Raw genomic sequence first — 17,234 nt, 5'->3', positions numbered from 1 at the left:
GCATAGTTGATGGCGCGTATATTGACAGAATATGTCAAAAAAATACACGCTGTTAGCGTGTATTTTTTTCGAGTAAAACAGCAAATATAAATTATTAATTACAACTCGTCTTCCCAGCGTACTTTAGCGCCGCGAACACCGTCTACTTTGGCGGTAAAAGCTTTTTCCAGTACATGACGTTTAATTTTTAACGTCGGAGTTAACACATCATTCTCAATGGTCCACTCATCATTGACGACGATGATGGCATCAACATGTTCGTGTGACTCTAAATGTGGATTAACACCATCGAGAGTCTCTTTTAATGATGTTCTTACTTCTTCGCGTGGTTGAAGTTTTGAACCTTCTGAAAGCTGCACTAACGCGATGGGATGTGGTAAACCTGAACCGATTACACAAATTAAATCTACATGAGTGTCTTGAGCCAATTTACGTTCAATCGGCACTGGAGCAACATACTTACCTTTTGAGGTTTTGAAGTTGTCTTTAACGCGTCCGGTAATGTCGATGTAACCGTCTGCGTCAATTTCACACAAATCGCCAGTGTGGAAAAACCCATCTTCAGTAAATGCAGCTGCTGTGGCTTCGTCTTGTAAGTAATAGCCACTCATCAAGCCTGGGCTTTTAACTAACAATTCACCTGCTTCAGTTTGACGAACTAAACAGCCTTCAACTGGACGGCCAACTGTGCCTATCTTCTTGGCATTGAATGGGTAGTTGATTATCGAGTAAGCACAGTTTTCTGTCATGCCCCATGCTTCACAAATATCAATGCCAATATTGTTATACCATTCAATCAAAGATGGTGGGATTGGTGCAGAGCCAGAACCGTTTAAACGAGATTGATCGAGTCCTAAACCGCTCTTAATTTTACGCTTAACAATAGTGCTAATTATAGGTAACTTGAGTAAGGTTTTGAGTTTTTTCTCACCAATTTTGTTGATGATATTTAATTGGAATACTGTCCATAAACGCGGTACCGAGAAAAACACCGTTGGGCGACAGCGTTGAATATCATCAACAAATGAATCGAGGCTTTCCACAAAAGAAACCGTTGCCCCAGAGTAAAATGACGAACCTTCAATGGCCACACGTTCGGTAATGTGTGCCAGAGGTAAGTATGATAATAATCGATCTGTAGTATTAGTTTGTAAGTCACGAATAACCGCTTCACACGCCCAACCATAGCTGGTAAAGGTTTGAATCGCACCTTTAGGCTTGCCGGTTGAACCGGAGGTGTAAATCAGGGTCATGACTTGATCTGTAGTTGGGAACTGCTCATCAACAAGCGGTTGTCCCAACTTCAATAGCTGTTCCCAATGGTACTGGGCTGGCATAGTGTCATAAGGCATGGCTAAACGGAGAATTTCACCGCCAACAGCGGCTTCTTGTTCAGCCCAATGATCGAGTTTACCGGTAAAAATGGCTTTAGCGCCGCTATGTTCAAGTACATAGCGAATAGTTTCTGCATTCGCGGTTGGATAAACAGGTACACTAATGTAACCACCGTACATTAATGCTAAATCAACAATAAACCACTCGGCACAGTTTTTCGACAATACAGCAATTTTGTCGCCACGCTCTAAACCTAAATGACGCAGTGAACCTGCGATTTGTTGCATCTTCTGCTGCACTTCACGCCATGTGAAATCAACATATTTACCGCCAATTGGCTGGCGCAGGTAAACTTTGTCACCTTGCGTATCTACCCAATGAGACAACATCTCAACAGGAGTTTTAATTAAATTTTCCATCGACGCTTCCATGTTCTTTATTGTTATTGTGGGTCTAATACCTATCGTATTACGTAAACTTAGTATGGCCATTTTTGTGCGCTGGCGCAAACAATTGCACAGTATGTGTGCTAAGTAACACAATCAACACGTTAGCAGAATTTACTGAATAAACAATAGATATTGAGCAAATACTCTACTATTGGGAAACCACAGGCAATAAAAAAGGCACCCTAGGCGCCTTAAGAAAATATCGTACAGCTGTACTTATATTTCCATGATTCCGTCCATTTCAACCAATGATCCTTTTGGTAACTCTTTGACACCAATGGCGGCACGAGCAGGGTAAGGTTGTTGGAAATAACGGCTCATTATTTCGTTTACAGTGGCAAAATGCGATAAATCGGTCAGGAAGATATTGAGTTTAACGATGTCACTCATTCTTCCGCCAGCAGCTTCACATACCGCGGTTAAATTTTCGAACACTTGTACGACTTGTTCTGCAAAATCATCGCTTACCATGGTCATGGTTTTTGGATCTAACGGAATTTGACCTGAAAGATAAACGGTACTACCGACTTTAACTGCTTGTGAGTAAGTGCCAATAGCTTGTGGAGCTTTGTCGGTTGCGATGATAATTTTTTCAGCCATAGTGTGTGCTCTCTTTATTGTTATCAGTGACTAGCGGTTACGCGATGTGCGTAATACTTCAGGTAAAACACGTATTCTGCGCATAACGTTTGCAAGATGAACACGATCTTTAACTGAAATACGTAAATTAATCAAATACACACGGCCATCACGTTCTTCGGTACTGAGATTGTGAATATTAGATCCAGCAGATGCGATGATAGACGTGATTTTAGCTAACGCACCCTGATGGTTTACAATTTCAACCCGTAGATTTGCTTGGTATTCTGCGCCTTCTACGTTGTCCCAGTGTACTGAAATATACTTATCAGGCTCGCCTTGATAGCCGCGAATATTGGCACAACTTTCCATGTGCACTACCAGGCCTTTGCCTGGGCTTACATGGGCGATGACAGCATCGCCAGGGATTGGGCGACAACAATTGGCGTAAGTGACCAACATACCTTCAGCACCACGAATTGGCATTTGTGGTTTTTCTTTATTGCTATCTTGCGAATCAAACTGCTCACCTACCAAGCGCTGGGCAATCACAATGCTCATGGCATTGCCTAAGCCAATATCTGCTAGCAGCGAGTCTAAAGATGTGTGTTTGGTTTCTTTGATCACTTTCTCAAGTAATTCGGCAGGAATGGTTTCAAGCTTTGTATCACCTAAGGCATGGTTTAATAAACGCTTACCTAATGCGATAGCGTTATCGCCTTTAAGACTCTTTAATACCTGACGAATTTTACCACGAGCTTTACCCGTTACGACAAAGTTTAACCATGCTGCATTAGGACGAGCACCTTTTGCGGTAATAATTTCAACTGTTTGCCCAGAAATTAATGGTTGGCTCAACGGGTATGCTTGACGATTAACGCGTGCGCCAACACAGGTATTGCCCACATCAGTATGTACTTCGTAGGCAAAATCGACGGCAGTGGCATTGACCGGTAATTCTAAGATGCGACCTTCTGGCGTAAATACGTAGATTTCTTCAGGGAATAATTCAGTTTTAACGTTTTCAACAAATTCAAATGAGCTGCTTGCACTTTGCTGTAACTCAAGCAAACTTTGCATCCATTTATGAGCACGAACTTGAGAAGTGCTTTGTTGAGCCGTATCGGTATTGTTTTTATACATCCAATGCGCAGCAACACCTTTGTCGGCCATTTGATCCATTTCTTCAGTGCGAATTTGCACTTCAACAGGAACCGCATGAGGGCCAAATAATGATGTGTGTAATGATTGATAACCGTTGGCTTTGGGAATAGCGATATAATCTTTAAAACGTCCTGGTCGCGGCTTGTATAATCCGTGCATAGCGCCGAGCACGCGATAGCAGGTATCAATAGAGTCAACGATAACTCGGAACGCATAGATATCCATGACCTCTTGAAATTGCAGTTCTTTACTGCGCATTTTTCGATAAATCGAATAGAGGTTTTTTTCACGACCTTTGACTTTAGTGGGGATCCCAGCTTCTTCAAGGCGTGTTTCAATGGCTACTTCAATACTGTTAATTAATTCTTTACGATTACCACGAGCTGCTTTGACAACATCACGTATCACTCTATGTCGCATAGGGTAATAGGCTTGAAAACCTAAGTCTTCAAGTTCGATTTTGATATTGTGAATACCTAATCGGTTAGCAATTGGGGCGTAGATTTCTAGGGTTTCGCGAGCAATACGACGACGTTTATCAGGGCGAAGTGAGCCCAGTGTGCGCATGTTGTGAGTTCGGTCAGCCAACTTGATGAGGATAACTCGAATATCTTGAGTCATTGCCATCATCATTTTACGGAAATTTTCCGCTTGGGCTTCTTTTCTATCACGAAACTTGATTTTATCAAGTTTTGAAACACCTTCCACCAGTTCTGCAACCGCCACCCCAAATAACTCTGTGAGTTCTTCTTTGGTGACAGGAGTATCTTCGATGGTGTCATGAAGCAAGGCAGCCATAAGCGACTCGTGATCGAGACGCATGTCTGCCAAGATGCGGCTAACCGCAACCGGATGGGTAATGTAAGGCTCGCCACTTGTGCGCATTTGCCCTTCGTGGGCATCACGCGCAACCAAATAGGCCTGCTTGAGTAATTCTACTTGATCCGGCTCTAAATAGCTGGATGCTGACTCTTTTAGACCTTCAAACAGATACAAGTGGCGCTACTCCTTATAAAACGCGGCCTTCTGCAATGGCTGCGACAGCGGCAATTTCAGCAGCTTCACGTTCACGAACAGTTTGGCGCTCATCAGCATCTAAAGTGTTTGAGGTGACTAAACCTAATTCGATTTCACGTAAAGCGACAACCGTTGGTTTATCATTCATCTCATCAACCATAGGTTCTTTACCTTGGACGGCGATTTGGCGTGCACGACGCGCTGCAACCAGGATCATATCAAAACGGTTGCCGATTTTATTTACGGCGTCTTCTACAGTTACGCGAGCCATGTGTTGAAACTCCAGTGTTATCTATGGGAAAAAATGACGCAAAATTGTACACTATGACAATTAATCTGCCAAGAGATCAACAATCATATCATTTTGCGCATGCTGCTGACTAGCACAGGTTAGCCTTTGACTGCGAATAATGGCGCTTAAATCGGCTAGCGCGTTATCAAAATCATCATTTACAATTATAAATTCGTATTGAGCATAATGTGACATTTCCGAAACTGCTTGTGCCATGCGCGAATCAATCACTTGCTGACTATCCTGACCTCGGCCAGTTAAACGACGTTCAAGCTCAGCTTTAGACGGCGGTAAAATAAACACTCCAATAGCCGTTGTCATTAATTTTTTTACTTGTTCTGCGCCCTGCCAATCAATATCAAGAAATACATCGATGCCTTTATCTAAGGTTTGTTCGATGACGAGCTTGGAAGTGCCATAAAAATTGCCAAAAACTTCGGCCCATTCAATAAAGGCATTTTGGGCAATTAGTGCTTTAAATTGTTCAACAGTAATAAAATGATAATGTTGGCCATCGACTTCGCCTGGACGAGGTTTGCGGGTCGTATGTGACACTGAAACCTGTTTATCGCTGGGTTTATCTTTTAATAGTGCTGATATAAGTGATGATTTACCTGCGCCACTAGGGGCTGACACAATAAAAAGATTTCCACGAGTGCTCATAAAAAGGGTTTCTCATCCTATTCTTCATTAAGAAAGCTTAATATTATACTCGTTAACTGAGGGGTTATGCTAGCGCAATGATAGATATTGGTGTTAGGTCTAAAATGCTCAAATAGCTATTAGATTAATGAAATCAACTCTTGGATTAATAAAAAGTACCTTACGCAATAATGAATAAAAAAGTAACGCAAAAGCTAGGTTGGGTATGGCTTTATAAGATAAATTCTGTAGGCTTTGCGCTATTAATAGCGGGTGTCGATTTTGATGATGAAAACAATCCATTTGTGTTGTAATAATGCACGATAATCACCGACTCATTCTGTTATGTAGCTAGCTGTTTTTTGATTTTTTTGTAAATGAATAGGAATGATTGATGTCTGTAAAAACCCTACTGTGCCGAGATGGTCGTGACACAGGCTTAAGGTTAATGGGAATTATTTTAGCTGCATTTTTGTTGCTAATAGTCGCTGCTGTTGTATTTCCGGCAAGTGTAATTAATTGGATTGTGACGCTAGCAGTAATGCCTGTCGTGGGTTTGTCGGCTGTTCGTCGCTTAAATGATGCCAATAAGTCGATTAAATTGGCTGCGATTTGTGTTGTTCCTATATTGATTTTTGGCATATTGAGCTACTTTATGGCGCCTTTTGGCGCACTAGCAGGAGTGTTTTTGTTTGGCCTGGCTTGTGGTGGCTATCTAGCATTCTTACCAGCTAAAAATTCTATTACCTATGTGCAAGGATATTATGGACCAAGCATGGTACCAATATCCATTTCGGGCTCGGTTTATCATCGACAAGAACCGGTAATGAAAGGGCAGGTTATGCCTGCTCATGATCAGCCTGAGAACACTTTCCCATCGATAGAGTCGGCTGATGAAGTCGTCCTTACAGGTTCAACTCATTCGAATTCTGCAGAGAGATACAAGCAGCAATTTAATGATGATGTGGAGCCGCAAACAAGTTTCGAGCAAGCTGGCATACATATGGAGCAAGAGTTTGATACGGCAACAGAATATGATCCGGTCAATTCATTTTCGACGTCGTCTGAACCTAGTCATCAGCCTCTTTATGTAGATCAAGATGCGTTGCAATCAGGGTCTATTACTGAACTTGCAAAATCTTGGCTGAATGTGGCTAAGTTACACCAAACAAAGCTGATTTTAATCGGTAAAATCACTGCGGCTATTATTGCCGTTGGTATAGTGGTGTATTTGGTTTTTGCTTTAATTAGTGCATTTTCTGGCGACGGCACAGAACAAACTGAGCATGTTGATAATATGACCAATCAACAACACGCCAGCATTCGACAAATGGTCAAACTACCTGATGGATTTTGGCTCGCTTTAGAGGGGGAAATCCTCATAGTGCGCTGGCTAGGTGAAAATGGCGATAAACAAAATTTATGGCGTTTAGCGACAGCAATAGGCGATAAAACCTGTGCCAACCTTGAATTTAATGACGGCAGCCGTTACCGACCAATAACGGTTGATTTACTAGACGATGGTGCCAGCGAAGCTAGATTTACTCCACTGGATAAAGATGCCATTGTTAATCATGTAGCACTTAGAGGTAACTTTAAGTTGTGTGGTTATGAATTTAGTTTAAAGGGCAGCCAAGCAACATTAATGCAAAACCCTCAATTTGAAATGATACTAAGCCAGTAACCATTAGCCAGATAACCAAACAGAAGAAAATGTTGGTTATCTCTGGCTTTGATGAACATGATTTGGAGTTTTTGATTGGTCAATTTTATCCGTAAAAATGTATTACCTCAGTTTGGTTTTAGTAGTGAGCATAGTACGCTTTATCCATTGGGTAATGGCCATATTAATCAAACCTTCTTGGTGAGTGATAAATCAAAATCGTTGGTGTTGCAGCGTATTAATACCCAAATATTTACCGAACCTAAAGTGGTCATTCAAAATGCTGCCAATATTAGCCAGCACTTAGTGATTAAACGCCAACAGCAGTATTATCCATTACAAGTTGTTAGCCCAGTAGCCACTGTAGCTGGTGCACTTTACTTGGATTTAGGCGAACAAGGCTTTTGGCGAGCAATAGATTACTTACCTCATAGCACTACAATTGAAGTGGTTGATACACTAAATCAAGCTAAGTTGGCGGCTGAGGCGTTTGGGCATTTTGCTGAAGCGTTAAGTGATTTGAACCCTAGTTGCATTGCCGATGTTATCCCTAACTTTTTGAATTTACCTCAACGAATGGCTCAATTGCGTGAGGCAAAGGCTGGTGACACTCATAATCGATTCAGTCATTGTAAAGATTGGGTCGGTTTGTGTTTGTCACAAACAGATTTATTGGCAACCTTGGTACAATACGAAGCCGAATTACCGATTCGAATATGTCATAACGATACAAAAATCAATAATATGCTATTTGATAACCGAGACATGTCCAGCATGGCAATTATTGACTTAGATACCTGCATGAAAGGATATTTGATGTATGATTTTGGTGATATGGTACGCGCTTTTTGCTCTCCAGAGACAGAAGATTCAACCAATTTAACCAATGTATATGCCCGACCTGAGATTGTTATTGCAGCAGCAACATCGTACATAGAATCTCTAGGTGACATTATTACTCCGCTAGAAAAACGCAGTTTATGGCTAGGGACTAAAGTGATGCCATTAATGCTTGGTGTACGCTTTTTAACTGATTATTTAAATGGTGATACTTATTTCGGGGTTAAGTATCAAACTCACAATCTTGATCGCGCTATAAATCAGTTAACTATTTATCAAAGTCTACTGCAGCAAGAAGCGCAGTTAATGCCATTATTTAACGCGTAGTCACCACCGTTAACTAACGTCAGCTTGGGATCATAACGATTGTGATAAATAACAGAACAAAGAGCTGTTTAATCATTGGACGGTATTGTTAACTGATGTTAGTTATTTATTTAAACAAAATAAGGACTTCATAGATGTCGAATTTGCTCAATAAATATAAATGGATTTTATTTGATGCCGATGAAACGCTATTTCATTTCGATGCTTTTGCTGGATTGAAATTAATGTTTTCGCGCTTTGAAGTTGATTTTAATATTGATGACTTTACTGTTTATCAGCAAGTGAATAAACCATTGTGGGTCGAGTATCAAAACGGTTTAATTAGTGCTACGCATTTACAACATACCCGCTTCCATCACTGGGCGAACAAATTGTCTGTTACTCCACAGCATTTAAACAGTCAGTTTCTTGCGGCTATGGCCGATATTTGTTTGCCATTGCCTGGTGCCCGGGAACTGATTGATTCTCTAAGCGGTAAAGTTAACCTTGGGATTATTACCAATGGTTTTACTGAGTTGCAAAATATCCGTTTGAGCCGTACTGGCTTTCAAGATGCTTTCAATCCGGTGGTTATTTCTGAACAACTAGGTATAGCAAAGCCAGATGTTGCTATTTTTCATCACGCTTTTAGCTTAATGGGAGAGCCTGAGAAGCATCAAGTACTTATGGTTGGCGATAACTTACATTCTGATATATTAGGCGGTATCAATGCAGGTATCGACACTTGTTGGTTAAATCATTATGACGAACCCATAAGTGATGATATTGCTCCAAGCTATCAGGTTGGTAATTTAACTGAGCTGCATCAATTACTGATGCCAAACACAGTGGTCTAAGATTAAATAAGCCATAAAATCAGTAATAAAAAAGCCATTCAGTCGAATGGCTTTTTTAATCAATTTATTTTAAACCCTATTATTGAAATAAATCTTCAGCAACATTGTCGATAAAAATATCGCCATTTTGCTGTGTTTCAGTAACATATTCTTTGGGTTCTGTACCTTCAACAAAATACTCAAACTCGGTAGTGTGGTCTGTCTTGCGAGTCAATTTTCCAGTGGCTAAATCAATACGCGCAGATACAATTCCTTTTGGCGGGATAACTGAAGCTTCAGGGATGCCAGACAGAGCTTTATTCATATAGTCATTCCAACCAGGACCTGCCGTTTTAGCACCCGCCTCAGCACCTGATATTTGATCTGGTTCGCCGTTAGCTCTCCAGCTTGAGCGTCCTAGTTGACGTCCATGGTCATCAAAGCCAACCCAGAACGTTGCTGTAAGTTTAGGGCTAAAACCACTGAACCAAGTATCTCGAGATTCGTTAGTTGTACCTGTTTTACCCGCAATATCATGACGTCTAATTAATTTTGATGCTCGCCAAGCGGTACCATTCCAACCAGTACCTTTGCTCCAATCGCCGCCGCCCCAAATTACGCTTTTTAGCGCCTCAGTGATCAAAAACGCAGTTTGTTCAGAAACGACTCGTTTAGCAAAGCGGGCTTGTGGATTGCTGCAAATGTTCTGTTCAGCGGTAATGGACGTTGCTTCAACCTCTCCATCTAATGTATCTACTGATGCTTCAGGAGTTTGCTGAGAGAGTTCTTCAGCCATTGTAGAAAATGGATCCTTAAGAACCACATCATCTTTAGCAGAGGGTGCTGGTTTGCTACAGGCGATAGTAGGAATTGTTTGCTCAATCGTGTTGTCGTATGAATCTGTCACGCGATCGATAAAGTATGGTTCAACTAAATAACCGCCATTTGCGAAGCTATTAAATGCAGTAGCAACTTGTAAAGGTGTCACCGAAGGAGAACCTAATGCTAACGATTCATTTCGAGGTAAATCATTCGGGTCAAAACCAAATTGGATTAGTTTTTTGATGGTGTCATCTAAACCGGTGTGACGCATGGCTCTAACAGACATAACGTTAATAGATTGCGCTAAACCAATTCGTAAGCGTGTTGGACCACCATAGATGTCTGGTGAATTTTTAGGCCGCCACGCTGTGCCCTGGCGGGTGTCTGGTTTATTAATCGGAGCGTTATTGATAAGCGTAGCCAATGTGTAGTCTTTTTCTAATGCGGCGGCATAAATAAAAGGCTTAATATTGGAACCTAATTGGCGTTTAGCTTGAGTCACACGATTGAATTGACTTTGACTAAAGCTAAATCCACCGACGAGGGTTTTAATGGCACCGTCATGAGGTTCAAGTGACACTGTCGCACTAGACACTTGCGGTATTTGAGACAACTGCCAATGCTTACCATTATGACGGATCCACACTTGTTGGCCAGCGGTCAATATATCGCTGGCTTGCTTTGGAGGTAAGCTTTGGCGTTTATCGCTTATAAACTTACGAGCCCATTTTAGGCCTTTCCACTCCAGTGTAATCAGTTCGCCCTTGTCATCAATGACTTGTGCTTGCTGGTCTTTTACGCTGATAACAGCTGCCGGCATAATGCCCTGCATTGAAGACGTTCGTTTTAAAATTGCGATGATTTCATCATGTTCTAGCGGAGTATCAGTCCATAATTCAGCGACAGGTCCACGGAAGCCATGTCGTTGGTCGTAAGCAAAAACGTTATCTCTTAAAGACTCCTGCGCCATCAATTGGAGATCGGATGATATCGTGGTGTAGACATTGTAACCGTTAGTATAGGCTGCTTCTTCACCGTATTTCTGGATCATGTAATCACGCGCCATTTCCGAAACATACGGAGCGTATAAATCAATTTCAGCGCCATGGTATTTCGCGGTCGACGGACTACTAATAGCCTCTTGATATTCTGCTTGAGTAATATTGCGTTTCTCTAGCATACGGCTCAATACCCAGTTACGACGAGCTATCGCACGTGATTGGTTTCTGATTGGATTAGCTGCAGACGGAGCTTGCGGTAGGCCAGCTATCATCGCCATTTCTGGCAGTGTCAATTGGCTAAGTTCTTTACCATAATAAACTTGAGCCGCCGCACCGACACCATAAGCGCGATTTCCGAGGAATGAACGATTTAAATAAAGGGCTAAAATTTCCTTTTTCGATAATGCTTTTTCAATTTTTAGCGCAAGAAAGATTTCTTTCACTTTACGAATATATGTTTTTTCGTTAGATAAGAAAAAGCCTCGAGCAACCTGTTGCGTAATTGTACTCGCACCTTGGCTTTTCTTACCTGTTGTGACTAAAATAAGTGCCGCGCGGATAATACCAATCGGATCAATACCGTTATGTTCAAAAAAGCGCGCATCTTCAGTGTCGAGTACCGCATTAATTAACTGAGCTGGCACCTCTTCATACTCGACAGGTATACGACGTTTCTCACCAAATTGAGAAATCAGTTTGCCATCGCGGCTATAAATACGCAGCGGAGTTTGTAATTGGACCGTCTTTAGCGAATTAACATCGGGTAAATCAGGTAGCACATAAAAGTAAGCGGCAGCTATAGCAGCAATGCCAAGTAGTGATAGGCTAAAAAATGCAATTAATAAACGTTTAAACCACTTCACTCGATAATTCCAGAAAATCACAAATAGTAGCGGTAGTATATAAGCGGGAGAGTTTTTGGTGAAGTAAAACATGAAATAACTAAATAGTATTTGTAAAATGCTGAAACATTTTATACAAATACTTATAACGAGTTGATTATGTGCTAATCTCTTAGAAAATAAAAATAGAATTGTGATGACGGACTATGCTTTCTAAATTATGGAAGCGTCAAGCACCTCAGATGGTTGGGATTGATATTGGGTCTCATGAAATAAAAGCCATTTTGTTGAGCAAGACTGCGGATGGATATAAAATTCAAAATCATGCGTCAGTTCCTGTTAGAAAGGGAGCTGTAGTCGATCATGATATTCGTGATACTGAAGCGGTAATTGAGTCACTAAGACAGATTCGGCGGGGTTTACCTAAATCGCTAAAGTTCGCAGCTGTCGCGGTTTCTGGTTCTGCCGTTATGACTAAAGTCATTTATATGGATGCGGCGTTAAATGAAGAGGAAATGGAGGCTCAAATTGAAATTGAAGCTGACAACCTTATTCCTTATTCACTTGATGAAGTCAGCATTGATTTTGAAAGGCTTAATCCGAATATTACCGACCCAACCAAAGTTAACGTATTACTGAGCGCATGCCGCACAGAGAACATTGATTCGCGTGTTGACTCTTTGGATGCTATTGAGCTGGATGTTAAAGTTGTTGATGTGGAAGCTTATGCACTAGGGCGCTCTGCAGAATTAATTTATGCTCAGTTACCTGACGGCGCTAAAGCTAAATCAATCGCCATGGTTGATATTGGTGCCAATATGACCACATTTTCTGTGGTTGAAAATGGTGATACTACCTTTATACGTGAGCAAGCCTTTGGCGGTGAGTTATTTACTCAATCAATTGTGTCATTTTATGGTATGCCCCATGATGAGGCTGAGCGAGCTAAGATTTCTGGACAATTACCGCGTAATTATATGTTCGAAGTTTTATCTCCGTTTCAAATGCAACTGTTACAACAAATTAAACGAACCTTACAAATATATTGTACTGCCAGTGGGCGTGAAAAAGTTGACTATATTGTTTTGTGTGGTGGTACAGCTAAGTTAGAAGGAATGGTTGAATTACTAACAAACGAGTTAGGTACTCATACCATTGTTGCTGATCCTTTTCAGGGGTGTTTGCATGCAGATGATGTTATGAAAGGTCAACTTCAACCGAATATAAGCAAATATATGGTGGCATGTGGTCTTGCGCTAAGGAGTTATGCTCAATGGCGAACATAAACTTATTACCTTGGCGTGAAGAAGCTAGAGAAAAGCAAAAACGCGATTTTATCGGCATTTTAGCGTTAGTTTTTTTAGTCACATCACTCGTTGTATATTTATTTTTGGGTTTTCTAGAGGTTGTCACTGATGATCAGCGTGAGCGTAATGCATATTTGGTCTCAGAAATTACATTACTTGATACCCAGATAGCAGAAATTAGAAAAATTACCGAACGTAAAAAAGATATCGAACGTCGAACTGAGATTATTCTCAATTTACAGCAGTCGCGTAATTTACCTACTCATGTTTTAGATGAATTAGTCCGAATCGTGCCACCTGGTATTTATCTTTCAAGTATAGAGAAAAAAGGTAGCGTGTTATTAATCGAAGGGCGTAGTGAATCAAATAATAACGTCGCGAATATGATGAGAAAGGTTAAAACATCTTCTTATCTTAACGATCCGAGTATGCAATCGATTGTGACCCAAAATGAAGAATTAAGGCAGTTACAGCGGTTTAAATTACGTGTCACTATCCGTGATGATTCACAAGTCACTAATGTTGATCCGAACCAAGGAGCGAGAAAATGAATCTCGACCTAGATCAATTTAACGATATTGATTTTGAAAATATCGGTGGTTGGCCCAAACTGGTAAAAATTGTATTTGCTGTATTTTTGTCTTTGTGTGTTATCGGTGCGAGTTATTATTTATTTATTTCAGATTCTATCGATCAAATGGAAGCTGAACAGCACAAAGAAATTCAATTACGTGAAGATTTTGAAACTAAATATCGTTTAGCAGCTAATCTTAAGCTATACCGTGAACAATTAGACGTGATGGAAGTGCAGTTTGCCGAATTGCTTAAAATGCTACCCTCCGAAAATGAAATGCCTGGTTTATTAGATGATTTAACGTTTGTTGCAACTGACGCAGGCCTCAGAATTAATAGCCTAGATTGGGATGATGAAATCGAACGTGATTTTTATATTGAATTTCCAATAAAAATGTCAGTAGTAGGTGATTACCATCAAATGGGTAATATGGTCAGTGGCGTTGCCAAGTTACCCCGAATTGTCAGTCTGCATGATTTTAGTATCAAGCAGAATGATGCCGGTGGATTATCGATGGATATTCTTGCTAAAACGTATCGTTTTAAAGAAGGGGCTGAATTAACACAACAGGCCAATAAGGGGCAGAAATAATGAAATTTTTGCCTTTATTGTTATCAATGGTGTTTTTATTGAGTGGTTGTATTGGCGAACGCAGCGATTTAGAGCTATTTGTTACTACTACAAAAGCGCAACACGTTGCCCGTATACCACCATTGAAACAAACACCGAAGTTCGAACATTTTGCTTATCAAGCTGAATTAATGCGCAGTCCGTTTGTTCCACCATCAAGGGAATTGACAGAAGAGGTGGTTGATACATCTAGAGATTGTTTACAACCAGACTTGAAACGTCGCAAAGGTCGCTTAGAAACTTATGCATTAGACAATTTAAGAATGCGCGGAACATTGAGTGAAGATAGTACTATATGGGCTTTAGTCGAATCTAGTGATGCCAATGTTTATCGCATGGGTGTAGGTGAGTATTTAGGGCTTTATCATGGCCGAATTGCTAAAGTAACGCCGCAATTTATCGAAATTATAGAATTAATCCCTGATGGTTCAGGTTGTTGGGCAGAAAGATCCAGCAATTTAGAATTATCAGGAAAATAACGTGCGAAGGATGAGAGAATAATGGAATCTTCTGCCGCGATAAAAAAAGCAATAACAAAGTTATTATTTTTTAGAGCGTTTTTAGGCGCAGTATTATTAATGGGTTTAATACCTAGTGCGATAGCTGCTAATCGTCTTATGGACGTCAAATATCATTCAATGGTTGATCACCAATTAGAATTAGAGTTGATTTTTGAATCATCAATCATGTCACCGTCTGTTGATTTATCAGCAGACCCAGCTGAAATTATGTTGAATTTCTCAGACACTATTTCTAATTTAAGTAAAAGTAAAATTCCGGTAAATGCTGTTGGTGTAAAAGAGTTAACCACACAACAACAAGGTGGCGATTTACAAATCATTGTTGCAATGACAAAAGTAAAACCATATCAAGGTAAAATTGTTGGTAATAGTTATCGATTAACTATTAATGATGATGTGTCTGGTCCGGTTGAGGCAAACAATCCATTTGTTAATGGTATTAGCAGTATTGATTTTCGCCGCAATAAAACCGGTGGTGGAGAAATATTATTTAATCTTAGCAATCGTTCTGTAGCAGCGAATGTGGAACAAGTTGGTTCAAAGCTTGAGATAAAACTCTATAACACCGATATTGGTAATGACTTACTTTACGTTATGGACGTACAAGACTTTGCTACACCAGTGAATAGTTTTGAAACTTTTAAAGATGATTTAACTGCCCGTATTTTGGTTGATGTTGACGGCAACTATGACTATAACTATCGCCAAGATGGCAATGTGTTTAAAGTTAGCGTAGATAAAGTTGAGCGTGTCTCTGTAGCTAAAGAGGCTAAAAAATATAATGGCCGTTCATTGTCACTAAACTTCCAAAACATTTCAGTTCGTACTGTGTTGCAAATTATTGCTGATTATAACAACTTTAACCTGGTGACGAGCGATACTGTTGAAGGTGAGATTACCTTACGTTTAGATGATGTGCCTTGGGATCAAGCTTTAGATCTTATCTTGCAAACTAAAGGTCTCGACAAGCGTATTGAAGGTAATATTTTAATGGTGGCACCGAGTGAAGAACTTGCCATTCGCGAAAGCAATGACCTGAAAAATCGCCAAGAAGTAAAAGAATTAGCACCGCTCTATTCTGAATATTTACAAATAAACTATGCTAAAGCTATAGATATTGCCGAGTTACTTAAAACTACGGATTCAACGTTATTATCATCTCGCGGCAGTGTCGCTGTTGATGAGCGTACAAATACGTTACTGGTAAAAGATACCGCTGAGATTTTAGAAAATGTACACCGCTTAATAGAAGTATTAGACATTCCTATTAAACAAGTACTAATTGAAGCGCGTATGGTGACAGTGAAAGACGATGTATCTGAAGATCTCGGTATTCGTTGGGGCATAACTGATCAACAAGGTTCTAAAGGCACATCTGGCACCATTGGAGGAGCAACGAGTATTGCTAACGGTACTATTCCAAGCATCGATGATCGCCTCAATGTTAATTTACCGGCAGCAGCAAGTTCAGCGACCAGTATCGCTTTCCATGTGGCTAAATTGGCAGACGGTACAGTACTCGATTTAGAGTTAAGTGCATTAGAGCAAGAAAACAAAGGTGAGATCATTGCCAGCCCACGTATTACCACATCTAACCAGAAGTCGGCATACATTGAACAGGGTGTTGAAATCCCTTACGTAGAGTCTGCATCTAGCGGTGCTACAACAGTAACCTTTAAGAAGGCCGTGTTATCGCTACGTGTAACTCCGCAAATCACTCCGGATGATAGGGTGATCCTAGATCTTGAAATAACCCAAGATTCTCAGGGAACAACTGTTGCTACAGCAACGGGTGAAGCGGTTGCTATTGATACTCAGCGCATTGGTACTCAGGTACTAGTCGATAATGGCGAAACAATTGTGTTAGGTGGTATTTACCAACAAAATCTCATTAGCCGAGTAAGCAAAGTTCCGGTACTGGGTGATATTCCGTTAGTTGGTTTCTTATTTAGAAATTCAACCGACACAAATGAGCGTCAAGAGCTGTTAATTTTTGTAACCCCTAAGATTGTGGCAGACAAACGTTAATTTTTTACACGCTAAAGTAATAGTAAAAAGCCAGCGATTTTCTTGCTGGCTTTTTTTATGACGGTTATTTATGGGAAGTAATGACCAAACGCGTTAAATGGCGCATCACTAAATGTTACTCCAATTGAACAAATTATCGTTTTAGTGGTAATAATAGTAACTTCCTTAAAGTTTTAAGGTATTAACTTTAATTAGATAGCGCAGTGCTAATCGACCTATAGTCTTTGCATTAACAAAGACTTAATCGAAAAAGTTACCTTTTATTTGAGGTTTTAAACATCAGTGACATAATAAAATCATGATAAATAGCTGTGATGACTTGCAAGCGGTAGCCCTTAACTGAGATAATCCTCCGTCAAGTCTCATTAGAGCAAGGTTAAATTATA

General features: G+C 40.4%; 15 protein-coding genes. 9 read left to right on the top strand and 6 right to left on the bottom strand.

Annotation, left to right across the window (positions count from 1 at the left end):
- Positions 1–98: 98 nt before the first annotated feature.
- From H5181_RS06310 to gmk, 5 genes are all read right to left on the bottom strand, one after another.
- Positions 99–1,754: an AMP-binding protein gene (locus H5181_RS06310; protein ID WP_182750536.1), complete on the bottom strand. Its 1,656-nt coding sequence runs from the start codon at positions 1,752–1,754 to the stop codon at positions 99–101.
- 246 nt (positions 1,755–2,000) lie between these two features.
- Positions 2,001–2,384: a RidA family protein gene (locus tag H5181_RS06305; protein ID WP_011635852.1), complete on the bottom strand. Its 384-nt coding sequence runs from the start codon at positions 2,382–2,384 to the stop codon at positions 2,001–2,003.
- Positions 2,385–2,414: 30 nt separating this feature from the next.
- Positions 2,415–4,523, bottom strand: coding sequence for a bifunctional GTP diphosphokinase/guanosine-3',5'-bis pyrophosphate 3'-pyrophosphohydrolase (spoT, locus tag H5181_RS06300; protein WP_011635853.1), 2,109 nt, complete (start codon positions 4,521–4,523; stop codon positions 2,415–2,417).
- A gap of 13 nt (positions 4,524–4,536) precedes the next feature.
- Positions 4,537–4,815: a DNA-directed RNA polymerase subunit omega gene (gene rpoZ / locus H5181_RS06295; RefSeq protein WP_011635854.1), complete on the bottom strand. Its 279-nt coding sequence runs from the start codon at positions 4,813–4,815 to the stop codon at positions 4,537–4,539.
- Positions 4,816–4,875: 60 nt separating this feature from the next.
- Positions 4,876–5,499, bottom strand: a complete 624-nt coding sequence (gmk, locus tag H5181_RS06290) for a guanylate kinase (protein ID WP_182750535.1) — start codon at positions 5,497–5,499, stop codon at positions 4,876–4,878.
- 170 nt (positions 5,500–5,669) lie between these two features.
- On the opposite strand from gmk, the gene H5181_RS20690 reads away from it, so the two are divergent.
- The 4 genes from H5181_RS20690 to yjjG all read left to right on the top strand — a co-directional run bounded on the left by H5181_RS20690 (position 5,670) and on the right by yjjG (position 9,144).
- Positions 5,670–5,792, top strand: coding sequence for a hypothetical protein (locus tag H5181_RS20690; RefSeq protein WP_259396988.1), 123 nt, complete (start codon positions 5,670–5,672; stop codon positions 5,790–5,792).
- 80 nt (positions 5,793–5,872) lie between these two features.
- On the top strand, positions 5,873–7,162 hold the full coding sequence (locus H5181_RS06285) for a DUF805 domain-containing protein (RefSeq protein WP_182750534.1): 1,290 nt from the start codon (positions 5,873–5,875) through the stop codon (positions 7,160–7,162).
- Between the two features lie 75 nt (positions 7,163–7,237).
- Positions 7,238–8,308, top strand: a complete 1,071-nt coding sequence (locus tag H5181_RS06280) for a phosphotransferase enzyme family protein (protein ID WP_182750533.1) — start codon at positions 7,238–7,240, stop codon at positions 8,306–8,308.
- 134 nt (positions 8,309–8,442) lie between these two features.
- Positions 8,443–9,144: a pyrimidine 5'-nucleotidase gene (gene yjjG / locus H5181_RS06275; RefSeq protein ID WP_182750532.1), complete on the top strand. Its 702-nt coding sequence runs from the start codon at positions 8,443–8,445 to the stop codon at positions 9,142–9,144.
- 79 nt (positions 9,145–9,223) lie between these two features.
- On the opposite strand, the gene H5181_RS06270 is transcribed toward yjjG, so the two are convergent.
- Positions 9,224–11,809 carry a penicillin-binding protein 1A gene (locus H5181_RS06270; RefSeq protein ID WP_182750531.1) on the bottom strand — a complete coding sequence of 862 codons (2,586 nt, stop codon included), beginning with the start codon at positions 11,807–11,809 and terminating at the stop codon, positions 9,224–9,226.
- 185 nt (positions 11,810–11,994) lie between these two features.
- Here H5181_RS06270 and H5181_RS06265 point away from each other — a divergent pair, with 185 nt between their 5' ends.
- The 5 genes from H5181_RS06265 to H5181_RS06245 are packed head-to-tail and all read left to right on the top strand — an operon-like array spanning position 11,995 to position 16,848.
- A complete protein-coding gene (locus tag H5181_RS06265; protein ID WP_011635860.1) occupies positions 11,995–13,074 on the top strand; it encodes a pilus assembly protein PilM in 1,080 nt (359 codons plus the stop codon).
- Positions 13,062–13,646 (top strand): PilN domain-containing protein, encoded by a 585-nt coding sequence (locus H5181_RS06260; protein ID WP_011635861.1) that lies wholly within the window; start codon positions 13,062–13,064, stop codon positions 13,644–13,646. The genes H5181_RS06265 and H5181_RS06260 overlap by 13 nt, the downstream gene beginning before the upstream one ends.
- On the top strand, positions 13,643–14,260 hold the full coding sequence (locus H5181_RS06255) for a type 4a pilus biogenesis protein PilO (RefSeq protein ID WP_011635862.1): 618 nt from the start codon (positions 13,643–13,645) through the stop codon (positions 14,258–14,260). Before H5181_RS06260 ends, H5181_RS06255 begins: the two co-directional genes overlap by 4 nt.
- The gene (locus tag H5181_RS06250; RefSeq protein ID WP_011635863.1) at positions 14,260–14,778 is read left to right on the top strand and encodes a pilus assembly protein PilP; all 519 of its coding nucleotides are present in this window, start codon (positions 14,260–14,262) and stop codon (positions 14,776–14,778) included. The genes H5181_RS06255 and H5181_RS06250 overlap by 1 nt, the downstream gene beginning before the upstream one ends.
- A gap of 21 nt (positions 14,779–14,799) precedes the next feature.
- On the top strand, positions 14,800–16,848 hold the full coding sequence (locus H5181_RS06245) for a type IV pilus secretin PilQ (protein ID WP_011635864.1): 2,049 nt from the start codon (positions 14,800–14,802) through the stop codon (positions 16,846–16,848).
- Positions 16,849–17,234: the final 386 nt, after the last annotated feature.

The organism is Shewanella sp. SG44-2 (assembly GCF_014164215.1).
In the GTDB taxonomy this organism is placed as follows: Bacteria; Pseudomonadota; Gammaproteobacteria; order Enterobacterales; family Shewanellaceae; genus Shewanella; species Shewanella frigidimarina.
The sequence above is the reverse complement of the archived record's forward strand: the minus strand, read 5'-3'. Positions and strand labels throughout refer to the sequence as shown.

Bases quoted from the DNA above. Each gene is read 5' to 3' on its own strand.
- H5181_RS06310 (WP_182750536.1), bottom strand. From the start codon at position 1,754: ATGGAAAATTTAATTAAAACTCCTGTTGAGATGTTGTCTCATTGGGTA.
- H5181_RS06305 (WP_011635852.1), bottom strand. From the start codon at position 2,384: ATGGCTGAAAAAATTATCATCGCAACCGACAAAGCTCCACAAGCTATT.
- rpoZ (WP_011635854.1), bottom strand. From the start codon at position 4,815: ATGGCTCGCGTAACTGTAGAAGACGCCGTAAATAAAATCGGCAACCGT.
- gmk (WP_182750535.1), bottom strand. From the start codon at position 5,499: ATGAGCACTCGTGGAAATCTTTTTATTGTGTCAGCCCCTAGTGGCGCA.
- H5181_RS20690 (WP_259396988.1), top strand. From the start codon at position 5,670: ATGAATAAAAAAGTAACGCAAAAGCTAGGTTGGGTATGGCTTTATAAG.
- H5181_RS06285 (WP_182750534.1), top strand. From the start codon at position 5,873: ATGTCTGTAAAAACCCTACTGTGCCGAGATGGTCGTGACACAGGCTTA.
- yjjG (WP_182750532.1), top strand. From the start codon at position 8,443: ATGTCGAATTTGCTCAATAAATATAAATGGATTTTATTTGATGCCGAT.
- H5181_RS06265 (WP_011635860.1), top strand. From the start codon at position 11,995: ATGCTTTCTAAATTATGGAAGCGTCAAGCACCTCAGATGGTTGGGATT.
- H5181_RS06260 (WP_011635861.1), top strand. From the start codon at position 13,062: ATGGCGAACATAAACTTATTACCTTGGCGTGAAGAAGCTAGAGAAAAG.
- H5181_RS06255 (WP_011635862.1), top strand. From the start codon at position 13,643: ATGAATCTCGACCTAGATCAATTTAACGATATTGATTTTGAAAATATC.
- H5181_RS06250 (WP_011635863.1), top strand. From the start codon at position 14,260: ATGAAATTTTTGCCTTTATTGTTATCAATGGTGTTTTTATTGAGTGGT.
- H5181_RS06245 (WP_011635864.1), top strand. From the start codon at position 14,800: ATGGAATCTTCTGCCGCGATAAAAAAAGCAATAACAAAGTTATTATTT.